Below are 15,299 nucleotides of genomic sequence, written 5' to 3' on the forward strand. Positions count from 1 at the left end.
AGGAGTGATGAATGTTGGAACAACGATTGGAACAATTTTCTCAATATCTAAAAGATACAAACGTGGATGCAGCGTTTATTAATTCAACAGAGAACTTTTTTTATTTAACCGGATTCCATACCGATCCTCATGAAAGACTTTTGGGATTGCTCGTTTTTCCTGAAGCGGATCCTATTGCTGTCTTGCCAGGGATGGAAAAAGGTCAAATCCGTGATGCTGGGTGGACGGAGGAAGTGATTGGTTATGCCGATCACGAAAACCCGTGGCAGATGATGGCGGACAAGATGAAAGAAAAGGGCATCGCGAATGTGAAGACAGTAGGGATAGAAAAGCAAGTCCTTTCTTATGGGCGTAGTGAATCTTTTTTCGAACTCTTTGAAGATGTAAAAGTAGAGGACATCGAAGGGCGATTGAACAACATGCGTGTCGTCAAAGACAGCAACGAAGTCAGCATTATGAAAGAAGCGGCCGAGCTTGCAGATTTCGGTGTGAGTGTGGGAGTCGAAGCCCTGGAAGAGGGAATTTCTGAAATGGAAGTTCTCGCTAAGATTGAATATGAACTGAAGAAAAAAGGCGTTGCGGAAATGTCCTTCTCCACAATGGTCCTGTTCGGTGAAAAATCCGGTCAACCTCATGGAAACCCTGGTGACCGCCGCTTGAAGCCGGGAGACTTTGTTTTATTTGACCTTGGGGTCGTATGGAAAGGATATACATCTGATATCACCCGCACGTTTGCTTACCGTTCGGTGAGTGAAGAACAAAAGGCGATTTACAATAAAGTGAAGGAAGCCCTGGACGCTTCGCTTGCCATCAGTAAGCCGGGAACGAGAATCGGTGACCTTGATCAAGTCGCACGTGACGTCATCACAGATGCAGGCTACGGAGACAAGTTCCCACACCGCATCGGTCACGGTCTTGGAATTAACGTACACGAATTTCCTTCCATGAGTCATTTAAATGATGGCGTCTTGAAACAGGGGATGACGTACACGATTGAGCCTGGAATCTATGACCCTGAAGTGGGCGGCGTCCGCTTGGAAGATGATGTACTTGTTACAGAAGACGGATACGTAACATTGACGAAAACCCCGAAAGAACTGCGTATTATAGACTAAAAGTAAGGCCGCCTTATTTGGGCGGCCTTTTCTGTGTCTAATATCCTCCAGCAAGTGTTCTGCTCCACTGTATCCCTTCATACTATACGCCTCTGGTCTTAGTTGAAAATATATCTCTGGCTCATTACGCCACCATTTTATTCTCGATATGATAAAGACAAGAAAACAGCAAGGAGGGAAAAAACGATGAAGAAATTTTTACTGTTCCTGGCTGGATTAGTCGCTCTTACTGTATTGCTCGTCAATTTAGGACCGATGATCCTCCTGGGTGTAAGTGTCTGGCTGTTGTATATAGTGTTCAAACAGTTTATGAAAAGTGACTCTACGGCCGGAAAAATCGGATGGGTGGTTGTTGGATTGATCATCCTCAGTATAGCCGTCTCAAATGTATATGCCGTGATTGGTGTCGCTGCTGCTTTTGCCCTTTACTGGATCTATAAGAATTGGACAAGCAAAAGCGAAGCGGTACATTCTACCAAGTCCGACGATCCTTTTACAAACTTCGAACGTCAATGGGCTGAAATGAACAAATAAACTAAAGGAGAGATACACAATTATGGCTAATTTATTTACAAGATTGAAAGATTCTATTACCGCAGACTTACATGAGGCGTTGGATCAAAAAGAACAAAAGAATCCGATCGCGATGTTGAATCAGTATTTGCGTGAAAGTGAAAAAGAAACAGAGAAGGTTAGAAAGCTTGTGGAACGGCAGTACCGATTGAAAGATGAGTTTTCCCGTGAATTCCAAAAGGCACAGGATATGGCGGACAAGCGCAGACGCCAGGCTGAGGTTGCTGAAAAAGCAGGGGAGTCCGACATGTATGAATTCGCCCTCAAGGAGCAGCAGGAATATGAGGCAAGAGCAGAACGCCTTCAAGCGTCAAGAAGGGACAGCATCGACCAGCTGGAGTCACTTGAGCGCAAATATGAAGAAATGAAACATAAACTGAAGGACATGCATTTGAAGCGGATGGAACTGATGGGTCGTGAAAACATTGCTCGTGCTCATCATCGCATGAATCGTGTGATAGAGGATACAGCGGACAAGCCTTATTCCAGATTTTCAGCAATTGACAGCTACATCGAGGATCTTGAGTACAAAGTGAACAGTGCCTATTACCACAATACTTTTGACAGCAAAATGGCCCACTTGGAAAAAGAACTGGAGAAGCGGGAGGAAGTACCCGCTAAATAGAAAACATGGTATGATAAAGGCGCAGATTTCTGCGTCTTTATCGATTCAAGAGAGGGGGATGACCTTTATGCTTAAAAAGCTTTCGACTGATACGATCAACACGATTTTAATCATTGGGGTGATCCTCCTCGTTGTAGAAATCGTCTTCTTCAACGGGGGTCTTGTGTTTTCTCTCGTATTCTCCGGAGTCCTTATCTATATCGGATGGAAAAACTATCGTCCATTATGGAGGAAAATTCTTTTCTGGATTGGATTGATCAGTTTAATCTTCACCGTATTAAGTATGATTGCTGTGAGGTTTCTCGTCATAGCACTGATTCTCATGTTCTTAAGAGATTACTTCAAATCAAGAGAAAAGCCGGAACATATCCAACCTGAGATCATTGATTACCACCAGGAAATGCCTGATCAGGAGCCATTGCTAAGGCAGAAGTTTTTTGGAGATGATGCTACACCGAAAACTTCTTATGAATGGAAGGATATCAACATTCATGGTGGGTTCGGGGACAGAATCGTAGATTTGAGCCAAACGGTTCTTCCTCACGATGAGGCCGTTATTTCTATACGCCAGTGGATTGGTAATCTTACCGTTTATATCCCTTATGAAGTAGAGGTAAGCATTCATCATAGTGCTCTCGTTGGGCGTGCTTCTATCTTTCAATATAAGAAATCGAACGTGTTTAACCAGGTTCTTTCCTATCAAACCGAAGGATATCGAAAACAAAAGCCACGCGTGAAAATTATCACGTCCATGGTGTCCGGAGAGCTTGAGGTGAAGCGCGTATGAATGTATGGCAAAGACAATTGTTGTCAGGCACCCTGACTTTTATGGGGTTCACCATTCTGTTGTTGGCCATTACATTCTATGCTTTTCCTTTTGGCTCGTGGGGGGATCTCCTGGAAAGAGAGGTTTTTGATCTTCCTTATATTTTCTTTGTTTTGTTCATTTCTTTATCTTTTGGATTTGTAGTCGGCGTCATCCAGGGATGGTTTTGGAGGAGACAGCTTTACACTATCGAACACCGTGTCTCTGAGTTGACGAAGGGGAATGAGCTTTCGGAAGAAGAGGTTGATTTGAAAGAGATGGTGCAGATCGACCTAGCTCTTAAACAATTGGAAGAAAAAATGTCCAAACAAACAGAGCTTGCCCAACGAATGGTTACCGAAAGAGCTGAAGAACGTGAGAGAAGTCTGCAGGAAGTAGTAATTCAGGAAAGGAACCGGCTTGCAAGAGAGCTTCATGATTCCGTCAGTCAGCAATTATTTGCAGCTTCGATGATGATGTCTGCGATTAATGAAACCGATTCGGATGATTGGCAGGCCACGAAAAAACAAATGCAGATGGTCGAACGCATGATTCATCAGTCTCAGCTTGAAATGAGAGCGCTGCTTCTTCATTTAAGGCCTGTAGCTCTCAAGGATAAGTCCCTGTCAGAAGGAGCAGAGGAACTGCTCTATGAACTCACGCAAAAAGTACCGATGGAAATTGAATGGTCTGTAGAACCTTTGATTCTTGAAAAAGGGATCGAAGATCAGCTGTTCCGGATACTCCAAGAATCGGTTTCAAACACCTTAAGACATGCGAAGGCTCATTCGCTGAATGTCATGCTGATTGAAAGGGACCATAACGTCATCCTGCGGATCGTGGATGATGGCATCGGTTTTGATGTAGAAGAAGCAAAGACAAGTTCATATGGCTTGCAGAACATGCAGGAACGGGCGTTTGAAGTTGGAGGAACATTAAAGATTGTAAGCGTGAAGGAACAGGGCACCCGGTTAGAGGTGAAAGTTCCCCATCGGATTAAAGGAGGCGAAGAGGGATGATTACTGTATTATTTGCTGACGATCATGAAATGGTGCGCATCGGCGTCTCAGCCTATTTATCGGCACAGCCGGATATCGAGGTTGTTGCGGAAGCAGACGATGGAAAGGCAGCCGTAGACCTTGCATTGGAACATCGTCCTGATATTATCTTGATGGACTTAGTCATGGATGAGATGGATGGTATCGAAGCAACAAAACGTATAACTGGAGAATGGCCGGAGGCAAAAGTCATTATCGTCACGAGTTTTCTGGATGATGAAAAAGTGTACCCGGCACTCGAAGCCGGCGCGACGAGTTATATGCTCAAAACATCAAAAGCCGAAGAAATTGCCAAGGCCATTCGTTCTACATACGCAGGCCAGTCCATCTTAGAACCTGAAGTGACAGGCAAAATCATGACAAAAATGCGTACACCGGATGGAGCAGAACTTCACGATCAGTTGACAGGAAGGGAGAAAGAAGTTCTTCTTCTAATGGCGGAAGGAAAGACTAACCAGGAAATCTCAGATCAATTGTTCATTGCCCTGAAAACCGTAAAAGTACACGTAAGCAATATCCTTGGAAAACTCCAGGTCTCTGACCGTACCCAAGCAGTAATCTATGCTTTTAAACACGATTTAATTCAATAAAACCTCGACCATAAGGTGGTCGAGGTTTTTTGAATATATTGGGTGATTCCCTCATATGAATTAAACGCTTGTTCAACTATATGGCAGGATTGTTGAATACGCAGTTACGAGACTTTCTGGTGTTCGTTTGCTTCGTTTAGCGTCAGGGGTGGCTAGGAACCTACTCGTTTTCCTGTAGGGGAGTGTCGAGCTTCCTCTGGCTACGCCCTGCGCGATCTCGCCGATCTCCTTTCTCCCACGGGAGTCTCGCATTCCCAACCACCCCATTCGATGCAAGGGATAAACGAACCCCTGTACCAAGTTGGGTGGCCTTCCAATGATTCAACTATTAGAGGTGTGAAACGCTTTGCATCAAGCTATTACATGCTGTGGAGGTGATCTAATTATCCACTTTCCATTATCATACGAGCTGACTTTTAGAGTGGTTTCGAGAATCTTCCATGGCATAGGGACGGAGGCTCACCGCCCGCCCCATGGAAAGCGAACCTTTTCCGGGAGTCCCTAAAACCCCACAAAAGTCTCGAAACTGAGTCTTCAAGAAAAGGGAGCTTATATGGAGAATCATCTAAGGGTTTATTGATTTAATGTGACGAGTACGATGGCGGTGATGAGGATGAGATAGAAGATGAATAACTTCCAGTACACTCGTTTCAATGCCATCCCCTTCTTTCTGTGGAACAATGGATTACCTAATATTTATGTGAAGAGAACATTAAGAATGACAAAGTTTTGTTGTGGGAAAAGGAAGCGGCTTCTACATCTGATACACTTTCTTTACCACCCATGCTTGTTTTTTTATCATTCGGGAATACCAAAGGAAGAGGTGATACCTGTGAAGTGGAAGAATAATCTAGCTGATCAGCCGGTCTGGTCAGGAGAAATTTCAAATCGCGACCGAAAAGAAAAAGTCGCTCAACAAGTAAGTCGCTATGTGAAAGACGGAGATGTCATCGGCATCGGCTCAGGGTCGACATCTTTTCTTGCCCTCGAAAAGATTGCGGAAAGAGTGGAAGAGGAAAATCTGGAGATCCTCGCTGTTCCTACTTCTAAAGAGGCAGAAATGAACTGCAGCTATTATGGACTGACCACGACTTCTCTTCTTAATCATCAACCGGATTGGGGGTTTGATGGGGCAGATGAGGTGGATGGAGCACAACGCCTCATTAAAGGAAGAGGGGGCGCTCTTTTTGCCGAGAAGCTCGTAATGGCAAGCGCTGCAAAAACGTATATTTTAGTAGACGAAAGCAAGCATGTGGAAAGGCTTGGGGAGAAGTTTGCCGTTCCATTGGAAGTGGATCCACGTGCCATTCATCTTGTAGAAACAGCTCTTCAACATTTTGAGTGTCATGACATCCAGCTGCGTATGGCGGCAGCGAAGGACGGCCCGGTTCTGACCGAAGCTGGCAATGTGCTCATAGACGTAAGGTTTCATGATATACACGATACGTTGGAAAAAGAGTTGAGTGCGATTCCAGGTGTCATAGAAACGGGGCTTTTCATTGGGTATTCCGTGGAAATTTTAACAGTATGACGCCCATTTTACTTATATTTATTGGTACATCGTAATACTTTTTCTATAATAGTAGTAAATCCTTATTCAAAGGGGAATCATTATGGGACTGCCAAACAGGATTGCTTACCAGGATCAACGATACCCGTATGTAGTACTTGCACCGATCGGAAAGAAGAACAAACAAATCCGGTCGATCGGACATAAATTTGAACGGGGGTTATTATCCAGGCTTAATGACGCAATCGTGGACCAAATCAACGACAAAGCTCTTGATGTAGCGAATATTCGCCCCTACCTGGGGTTATCAGGAAGAGCTGTCCTGCCGGTTTCTTTTGAAAAAGAAGAAACGATCCACCCACATTTGTTGCGCCCAGAATTGTTTTTATGGAGGTCCTTGTCTGAAGAACATGGACTACCTTTAAAAGAAGAGTATTTATACAGTACAGATTTTACTCAACTCACCTCGGAACAACTTTATGAACATGTCGGGGAAGTACTTGAGGATTATCTGTTTTTATCACATATAAGCGAATACGACCGTAAGCATTGGATCGATAAAATATCGACTGCTTTTCATAATCACCCGATCGTACGATTATTCCATGAAAAAAGGGAGGTCATCGATGCGGTTGAAGTCATGAATCAATCCGCTCTCATATCGGTTCTTAATTACCCTGAGGATGTGGCTTATTGGCGTCACAGAGTCAGCATCGTCATGCGTCCATTTCGAACTTTACCACCTGATTGGCTGGAAGGCAGGGAAGGAAGCTGTTCACACCAAAAATCACTCACCTTTCTTTCAAAGGAGCGATGCATCTGCTGTTCTTGTGAAAGGTGTGACTATACTCTGCTTTATTATATGGATGAAGATCGAGTGGCTCTGGAAGAGGAGTTCGATGTGGAGCGAGCGACGAAGCGAGTCATAACTATTGAGAAGCAATTCAATGAAATTGCTGATCAGAACCAGCGCCTCCTCGAACAGCTGGTTCAATTACGGGGATTGAAAAAACAATTGACTGTCGCCAGGAAAACGCTGGATGAATGTCTGGAGGTTGTTAAACAGATTCACCGTTATCAGCGTAAAGCAGATGATATGGAATCGCATCCACTTCTCTACATGTATGATAAATTAAATCGGAGCAGGATTCCTGAACGTACGGCGGAATCGGAGCTGTTATGGCTTTCCGGAATAGAGCTCGACGACGTTCGCATGTTGAAAGAACTACGTGATTGGCAGAAGATTGTTCCGGAAAATGTTTACCCGATGACAAGCCATGTATTGGAAGAGTTGAAAAATAAGTTGAGTGAGGTCCGGTATGAAGAGAATGATGTGATCATTACTGTTAAAGGAAGATCGCTGACGTATGCAGAAACTCAACAAGTGCTTGACTTGATCTATTACTACGGAACAGATTATCCGGCTCATACCTTAGTACAAGTGCTTGCTGGAAAGGCGACCAATAAGCTTAGGCAGCTCCGCCTGCATGAAACACGTTGGTTCGGTATTCTTTCAAGTTGGCCCGAAAAACATATTCAAAAACTTTTCAACCAGCTTGAAAAACAAGGATGGCTGATGAAACAGCAAAAAGGCTATTCCATCAGCGACTATGCAGAAGAAGTCATGTAATTGACTTTTGTAAGTGAATCTTTTAGCTGGGTGTCACAAGAACACCCCCGGGCACAACACAAATAAAAGGTCACAAAAGCTTCTGGAACTTCCTCTCGATTTCACACATACAATCATAAAGACCTGCTGAAGGGCAGGTCTTATTTCTTTTTAGGTATCATAGAAAGCGGTTACTTATGCTATAATGCCATTACATACGTCAAAGGAAATAGGTTACTAAATAAAACCATATTCTGGTTTGGAACATTTCATACCTTTTTTATTAATCCTGTTTAAATATGGAGTATTACATAAAGAGTAAAGGACAAACATTCATAACCATCCACAATGAAGCAAGGATGGAAACCTGTTTTGGAGAGGAGTTTTTTTCATGAAATCGATTTTTCATCGCGCGCTAGGTGAGCAATTCCATAATCTTCAGCCGGAGCTTCAAAAGAAGTACGGATTGACAAGCAAACAAAATCTAATGATTCTTGGACAAGGAAGAATGACTGAAATCAGAGGAACCCATCCATTGCTGCGCCCTTTCCTTCAAGTGGGAACAAAAGATCATCTTGTGTTCGCAGAACGAGGAAAGGACGTGCCGTTCACTCTTGAGAATTATATCTATGAAGATGAAAGAGGACGTGAGACGATCAGTTGGATTCGGAGGTTCTTCTTTCCTTACTCTATTCGAGGTTTTGATGCAGCGATGCGATTTGATGAAGAGAAAGGTTGTATCGTCGATGATCTTGGAAAGACAGGCCTTTTACAAACCGAGCTGGATCTCCATGTCACAGCGGAAGGCGGACTCTATATGGAGTCAAAAGCAATGAATGTAGATGGACTCTTGTCCATGGCGAATCCGACAACCAGCGTGTACGAACATTATGATGAAGAGGAAGGTGCTTTTCGGGTTCATGTACATGCAGAGCACCCACTCTTAGGAACGCTTCTTATGTATGAAGGAACGGTTCATACGGAGTTTTTACCAATGACTTTTAACAACATTCCTGAACGCGGCGTTTTGGACTGAAGGAGGGACATCAGTGACTAACCATAAAAAAGATGGCAACGAGAACATCCATACTGATTTTTCAAGCCGGATGACCTACGGGGAATATTTGAACTTGAATGAGCTGCTATCTGCGCAAAACCGTCTATCCTCACATCATGATGAAATGCTCTTCATTATCATTCATCAAGTCAGTGAACTGTGGATGAAATTAACTTTACACGAACTTCACGCAGCTATAGAAGCCATCAGAGAAAATCAAATGCAGTCGGCATTTAAGATGCTGGCACGCGTTTCAAGCATTCAGAAACAAATTATTCAAGCGTGGGATGTCCTATCAACATTGACTCCGTCCGAATATATGGAATTCCGTGATCAGCTCGGACAGGCTTCCGGATTCCAATCCTATCAGTATAGAATGATTGAATTTGCACTGGGTTATAAAACTCCTCACGTGTTGAAGATCTACGAAAAAGACCCTGAGCTGCACCAGCGGCTTGAAGCGGCATATCGAGCACCAAGCCTTTACGATGCAGCTATTGAGAAGCTATCCGATTCCGGTTTTCCGATTTCAGAAAACCTGTTGGACCGGGATTACACACAACTGTATGAAAAAGACTCCAGCGTAGAAGCTGCCTGGACGAATGTCTATAAAAATGTGGAACAATATTGGGATCTGTACCAATTAGGGGAGAAGCTTGTGGACATCGAGGACAGTCTCCAGCAATGGCGTTTCCGTCATATGAAAACAGTCGAACGAATCATAGGACATAAAAAAGGCACAGGCGGCTCCTCGGGCGTCGGCTACTTGAAAAAAGTACTCGACCACCGCTTCTTTCCGGAACTATGGGACGTCCGCACCAACATTTAGAACTTTCCTTATGGGAAAGTTCTTTTTTTATTCCGCTATATGGCAGGATTGTGGAAGACTCAGTTTCGAGGTGTTTCCGGGGTTCGTTGCCCGGTTGAGAGTCAGGGATGGCTGGGAAGCTACTCGCTTTCCTGTGGGGGAGCGCCGAGCTTCCTCGGACTGCGTCCTGCGGGATCTCGCCTATCTCCTTCTCCCACGGGAGTCTCGCAGCTTCCCAACCACCCCATTCGGTGAAGGGGATTAACGAACCCTTATACCAAGTTGGAAGGTCTCCCACTATCCTGATTGTTGTAGGCAGAAACGCTCTGTATCAAGTTTTCAGGGTTCAAGTGTCTCTGTATGGGAGTTATGATACTCCATCAAACTGAATAGCTGCTGATTCGGGAAGTGGTTTCGAGATACTTCTATGGCAAAGGGGCGGAGGGGGATGGCGAGACTCCTGCGGGAAAAAAGTGCAGGGTGAGACCCCACAGGACGCAGTCCGAGGAGGCTCACCGCGCTCCCGCGGAAAGCGAGTTATCCCCCGCAGCCCCAACCCACTACACAAACGTCTCGAAACTGAACCTTCAAGAATAAGGAGTGTTTACGAAAAAAGGGTTTGGTGAATTAATTTAATTTACTGAATATATCGAAGTTATTAAGTCATTGTTACATTTGTGTTACAATAGATTGTGTGACTATGAGATAAAGAGGGAAAAGCATGAGACAACCGATTATATATACCATTTTGTTTGTTTTGTTGACGGCGTCCGGCTGTTCTTTCATTGCAAATGCTAATGAAGAGTCGGGAGAGAAAAAGGGTAAGCAGGCGGCAATGTATGACGTAAGTATAGAAACAGAGATTAATGAATTTGAAGAGTACCATATGACCGCGCATTATCCACAAACACCGAATAACCAAATTGACCAGACTATTATAGATTATGTGAATCAGCAGAAAGCTTTGTTTAAACAAGAGAGTTATAAGAGTAAACAAAATAATAATGGAAATCAGGCGCACGAACTGCACATTGATTTTGAAGTCATTCATCAAAACCAACGTTTTTTTGTTGTGAGGTTTATAGAAACGATTGATCTTGGTAGGGACGGGGTCATCACCAATCAAACCATCATGAATTTCGATAAGAAAAATGGCAAAGCTTTGTCGATGGAAGAATTATTCAAGGAAGACATCTATTATGTCGATCGTCTTCACGATTGGACGAAAGAAAAAATGATTGATGCAGGTGAAGGAAACTCGAAGCTTATAGATAAGCTTGAGGCTAAACCTGAATTTTACGAAGACATCGCTTTGACGGGTGAAGGGGCCCTTGTTTTTATAGATGATCCAGCTAATGAGGAACCAGTCCGTGTGATGATCGAGAAGAACAAAGTCTCCAAACTTCTTCGTTCAGAATATAAAGGTGCCTTTAAAGAGACTCCTGAAGCAGTGGCTAATCTAACTTCAGAGGATCAGGGAAGCGAGAATGAATATCAGGACTTTACTTTAGAAGACCATTTACATGAGGCAGGGAAAGAAGTGGCTTTAACCTTCGATGATGGTCCTCATCCGGAAGTCACCAGACAAATCCTTGATGTACTGGACAAGTATAAAGCGAAAGCCTCTTTCTTCATGATTGGAAAGCGCGTAGGTTACTATCCTGAGGTGGTTCGGGAAGTGAGTGAGCGCGGGCATGAAATTGGAAATCATACATGGAATCACCCTCGCTTGGGTCGCATGTCAGACGAACAGATTAATCAGCAGATCTCATCGACTCAAACGATTCTGGAACAAGTGACCGGACAAAAGGTGGACCTGTTGCGTTTGCCTTTTGGAAACCTGCCTTCTGCCAACTATCAAGAAGAAGGTAATGTTGTTCCGTGGACCATTTATTCTGAGAAGTGGGAAGATCTCCCGCCAGAAGCAATAGCAGAGGATATTCTTTCAAAAGTAGAAGGAGATTCCATTATTCTGCTTCATGATCTTCAACTTTCTACAGTGGAAACCGTAGATCTTTTATTGGAAAACCTGTACGCTAAAGGGTATAAAGTCGTTCCTGTCAGTCATTTGAGTGATCATTAAAAAACCCGTTCCGTTTTCAATTCAAAACGGAACGGGTTTTTTATTTGATTTGTACAAGGGGAAAGTACCTGTTGGGAAATTAGATTAATTGTTCTTCCACCCATTTGCCCCAACGGTCAAATTCTACGAGAAATCCATCATGACCATAGTCAGTGGGGATGTGATGATGCTTTCCTTTTTTACAGAAGGTAGAGAATGGTTGAATCAGTGCTTCTGGGTAAAGGAGGTCGTGTTCGAAACTGAAGGTGTGGACCTCTGCTTTGTATTGCTTCGCTGCTTGTGCCCACCCATTTCTCCCTCGCCCAATGTCATGATTGTTCATCGCCTCAAGAAGGTAAAGGTAGCTGTTGGCATCAAAGCGCTCTTTGATCTTATCCCCTTGGTAGTCCAAATAGGATTGAATTTCATACGACGTATCGGTGTTATAGGACCGGTCGAACCTTTTTTCAAATAATGTACTGCTTCGGTACGTGACCATCCCGGTCATCCGGGCAATTTCGAATCCCCTGAGATCCTCATTTGAATGATAGTCCCCGTTTAGGAAATGAGGGTCACTCTTTATGGCTCTGGCACCGATATGGTTAAATGCGATGCCATAATCACTTAAATAAGGGGTAGCTGCGAGAATGAATAATTTTTTCATGAAATCAGGGTAAAGAAGTCCCCATTCATACGTCTGCATACCGCCAAGTGATCCACCTGCAATCGCATGGACATGAGTGATGCCTAAGTGTTGTAAAGCATTATATTGAGCATGCACCATATCCCGAATCGTGACTTTTGGAAAGGTTTGCCGGTACGGTTTGCCTGTGTCTGGGTTAATGCTTGCGGGTCCTGTTGATCCGTGACATCCACCTAGAACATTGAAGGTGATCACTTGATAGCGATTGGTATCAATTGGACAATCTTCCCCAATTAAACCGGCCCACCAGCCACGTTCATCCCTTGAACCGACGGCGAGCTGGTTGCCCGTTAATGCGTGGCATACGAGAATAACGGGGGCATTCGTCGGCCCGTATCTTTCGTAAGCAAGTTCGACATCTGATAGCACTTCACCAGACTCAAAGGTGAAAGTGCCGATCGAGATCGATTGATTGGTTCGTGGGTGGCTGGCGGGGTTTCTTAATGACATGCTTTTCATTCTCCTTTCTTTCACTAGACCGATACGAGGGAAGTGGAAAAATCTTTCCCTGACCGGATATTCACGACAGCGTCATAAAGGCTTACCCCGGAAATGATGGCTGCATCTTCGTGAGTGATTGGTTTTCTTGACCAGAGTAGTGTTGGCTTTATTTCTTTTGCTATGTTCAAGACATCTTTATCGACTTCTTCAACATAGACGATATCCCAGTTGACATTCGTTTCTTTACGAAGATCCTCAAGATGAGAGAAGGTAAGAATTTCAAACCCTAACCTTTCCAACTTGTTTTGCTCCATAAGAAGAGTACTTGTGCCTACAATCCCGATCACTCTTTTCCTCAATTCCCCGTTCGAACGGTCCAGGGATGATGATAAAACAGGCTCTGCCACATGTTTGCTCTTACCATAGGATTTCTTATATCCAGTGGCGTGGAAGATGGCATTGTCCAGATCCTGGATTAAATCTTTTACAGACTCTAAGCCTACAGACAAGCGGACAAGTTCTTCTGTTACACCCGATTTACTCAAGTTTTCGTCGCTTAATTGCTGGTGGGTCGTAGAAGCTGGATGGATGATTAAAGATTTGGCATCCCCGACATTGGCTACATGCGACCAGATGGTACTTTGATCAATTAGTTTACGACCTGCATCACGCCCGCCTTTAATTCCAAAGACAACAATGGATCCATGCCCGTAGTGAAAATATTTTTGGGCTAAAGAATAAGTAGGGTGGTCTTTCAACCCTGGATAATTCACCCATTCAACACCATCGTGGTCCTTTAAGTATTCGGCGATTTCCAAAGCTTGATCCGCATGTGTTTTCACTCGCAAGTGTAAAGTTTCCAGACCTTGCAAAAGTAAGAATGCGTTTTGTGGGCTAAGACAGGCACCAATATCTCGAAGCAGCTGTACGCGTAGTTTTATGGCAAAAGCGGCAGGGCCGGCATCCACCCCGAATCGAATCCCGTTATAGCTTTCATCCGGTTCAGTGAACCCTGGGAATTTCTCATGATTCCAGTCAAAACGTCCACTATCAACCACCACACCTCCAATGGCCGTTCCATGTCCGCCAATCCATTTCGTGGCAGAGTGCACAACGATGTCTGCTCCCCAATCTATTGGTCTGCACACATAAGGAGTAGCGAATGTGTTATCGATGATGAAAGGGATGTGGTGATCATGCGCGACATCTGCAATCGCTTCAATGTCCAGTACATTCAAACTAGGGTTCCCAATGGTCTCGGCAAAAATCGCTTTTGTATGAGGAGTAATCGCCTTGGCGAATGATTCAGGGTCATCTCCTTCTACAAAGTGGACATTGATTCCATAACGAGGGAGGGTGTGGACAAATAAATTGTACGTTCCTCCATAAAGGTTCGTCGAAGTCACAATGTCATCTCCAGCTTTAGCGACATTCAGAATAGCCATCGTAATTGCGGACATGCCTGATGCTGTCGCCACCGCTGCGGCACCGTCCTCCAGAAGAGCTATGCGCTGTTCGAATACATCGACGGTCGGGTTACCGATTCGTGAATAAATGTTGCCGGGCTCGGCAAGTGCAAAAAGATTTTGAGCATGTTCCGTATCATTAAAAACATACGATGTCGTCTGATAAATCGGTACAGCACGTGAACCTGTAGCGGGATCAGGTTCCTGACCACCGTGAAGCAAATTCGTTTCAGGACCAAACGTATGGAATGGTAAACTCATGGGAAAATTCCTCCTCTATTTTTTTCTTAGGGCATTCACTTTGTTGAAGAGTGAAAAAGAAAAGCCCTCTTCTTTAAGTAAGAAGAGGGCTTTATGTATCTCATACCTCCCCTTATCTTTCAGATCATGTGATCTGTAGGATGTAGCACCTTTTCAAGGGTTTGCCTTGAAGGTTGCCGGGCGTCGTAGGGCCTAGTCCCTCTGCCGCTCTCGATAAGAGTTGTTTTTATTAAATTTTTCTGACTTGTTTGAAATTATAAAGGCGTCTTTTCTTATTGTCAAACAATTTTGATACGTTTGAACCCTCCTACCTGTGGGAATGGATAATTAAGTCTATGAGATAGGAGTGAAGTTCATGAAACAATATAGTGTTGTACCTAATAAAGATGTAACTGGCTGGTTTGTAAAAATCGAAGATGTCGCTCCAACAGACCTTTATGATGAGCGTGATACTGCGGTTGCCAAAGCAGAGGAAATCGCAAAAGAAAACAAACCGAGCAAACTTCAAATCTTGGATCAAAACCATGAAGTTGAAGAAGAGCGCACCTACTAATTAAAACTCCCCACCGAGGGAGTTTTTTTATGTGCAATTATCTATGATCAGTTGTTAAAGTAT

General features: G+C 43.9%; 14 protein-coding genes and 1 riboswitch. Of the genes, 12 read left to right on the top strand and 2 right to left on the bottom strand.

Features of this window, described 5'->3' with window-relative positions:
• Window positions 1–14: 14 nt before the first annotated feature.
• The 11 genes from J0K78_RS10230 (at window position 15) to J0K78_RS10280 (ending at window position 11,833) form a co-directional block, all read left to right on the top strand.
• Complete coding sequence (locus J0K78_RS10230) at window positions 15–1,115, top strand: M24 family metallopeptidase (protein WP_305037804.1); 1,101 nt, start codon at window positions 15–17, stop codon at window positions 1,113–1,115.
• 186 nt (window positions 1,116–1,301) lie between these two features.
• Entirely contained in the window at window positions 1,302–1,649 is a 348-nt protein-coding gene (locus J0K78_RS10235) for a lmo0954 family membrane protein (protein WP_206946684.1), read from the top strand.
• 22 nt (window positions 1,650–1,671) lie between these two features.
• A complete protein-coding gene (locus J0K78_RS10240) occupies window positions 1,672–2,313 on the top strand; it encodes a PspA/IM30 family protein (protein WP_206946686.1) in 642 nt (213 codons plus the stop codon).
• A gap of 67 nt (window positions 2,314–2,380) precedes the next feature.
• Entirely contained in the window at window positions 2,381–3,100 is a 720-nt protein-coding gene (liaF, locus tag J0K78_RS10245) for a cell wall-active antibiotics response protein LiaF (protein ID WP_206946688.1), read from the top strand.
• Window positions 3,097–4,137 carry a sensor histidine kinase gene (locus J0K78_RS10250; protein WP_206946691.1) on the top strand — a complete coding sequence of 347 codons (1,041 nt, stop codon included), beginning with the start codon at window positions 3,097–3,099 and terminating at the stop codon, window positions 4,135–4,137. The genes liaF and J0K78_RS10250 overlap by 4 nt, the downstream gene beginning before the upstream one ends.
• The gene (locus J0K78_RS10255; RefSeq protein ID WP_160910765.1) at window positions 4,134–4,766 is read left to right on the top strand and encodes a response regulator transcription factor; all 633 of its coding nucleotides are present in this window, start codon (window positions 4,134–4,136) and stop codon (window positions 4,764–4,766) included. The genes J0K78_RS10250 and J0K78_RS10255 overlap by 4 nt, the downstream gene beginning before the upstream one ends.
• Before the next feature lie 832 nt (window positions 4,767–5,598).
• On the top strand, window positions 5,599–6,297 hold the full coding sequence (gene rpiA, locus J0K78_RS10260) for a ribose 5-phosphate isomerase A (RefSeq protein ID WP_206946693.1): 699 nt from the start codon (window positions 5,599–5,601) through the stop codon (window positions 6,295–6,297).
• Between the two features lie 82 nt (window positions 6,298–6,379).
• Window positions 6,380–7,906, top strand: a complete 1,527-nt coding sequence (locus J0K78_RS10265; protein ID WP_206946695.1) for an RQC-minor-2 family DNA-binding protein — start codon at window positions 6,380–6,382, stop codon at window positions 7,904–7,906.
• 370 nt (window positions 7,907–8,276) lie between these two features.
• Window positions 8,277–8,921, top strand: a complete 645-nt coding sequence (locus tag J0K78_RS10270) for a DUF4166 domain-containing protein (protein ID WP_206946696.1) — start codon at window positions 8,277–8,279, stop codon at window positions 8,919–8,921.
• A 13-nt stretch (window positions 8,922–8,934) separates the two neighbouring features.
• The gene (gene kynA, locus J0K78_RS10275; RefSeq protein WP_370551109.1) at window positions 8,935–9,771 is read left to right on the top strand and encodes a tryptophan 2,3-dioxygenase; all 837 of its coding nucleotides are present in this window, start codon (window positions 8,935–8,937) and stop codon (window positions 9,769–9,771) included.
• Between the two features lie 700 nt (window positions 9,772–10,471).
• Window positions 10,472–11,833 (top strand): polysaccharide deacetylase family protein, encoded by a 1,362-nt coding sequence (locus J0K78_RS10280; protein WP_206946698.1) that lies wholly within the window; start codon window positions 10,472–10,474, stop codon window positions 11,831–11,833.
• A 79-nt stretch (window positions 11,834–11,912) separates the two neighbouring features.
• Here J0K78_RS10280 and metX read toward each other — a convergent pair whose 3' ends face one another.
• Window positions 11,913–12,965: a homoserine O-acetyltransferase MetX gene (metX, locus tag J0K78_RS10285; RefSeq protein WP_206946700.1), complete on the bottom strand. Its 1,053-nt coding sequence runs from the start codon at window positions 12,963–12,965 to the stop codon at window positions 11,913–11,915.
• A gap of 23 nt (window positions 12,966–12,988) precedes the next feature.
• Window positions 12,989–14,683 carry an O-acetylhomoserine aminocarboxypropyltransferase/cysteine synthase family protein gene (locus J0K78_RS10290; RefSeq protein WP_206946702.1) on the bottom strand — a complete coding sequence of 565 codons (1,695 nt, stop codon included), beginning with the start codon at window positions 14,681–14,683 and terminating at the stop codon, window positions 12,989–12,991.
• A gap of 109 nt (window positions 14,684–14,792) precedes the next feature.
• Window positions 14,793–14,903: riboswitch (SAM riboswitch) on the bottom strand.
• A gap of 135 nt (window positions 14,904–15,038) precedes the next feature.
• Here J0K78_RS10290 and J0K78_RS10295 point away from each other — a divergent pair.
• Window positions 15,039–15,236 (top strand): DUF2188 domain-containing protein, encoded by a 198-nt coding sequence (locus J0K78_RS10295; RefSeq protein ID WP_089653746.1) that lies wholly within the window; start codon window positions 15,039–15,041, stop codon window positions 15,234–15,236.
• Window positions 15,237–15,299: the final 63 nt, after the last annotated feature.

Origin of the sequence: Halobacillus sp. GSS1 (assembly GCF_017307035.1) — a bacterium.
Lineage (GTDB): Bacteria > Bacillota > Bacilli > Bacillales > Halobacillaceae > Halobacillus > Halobacillus litoralis.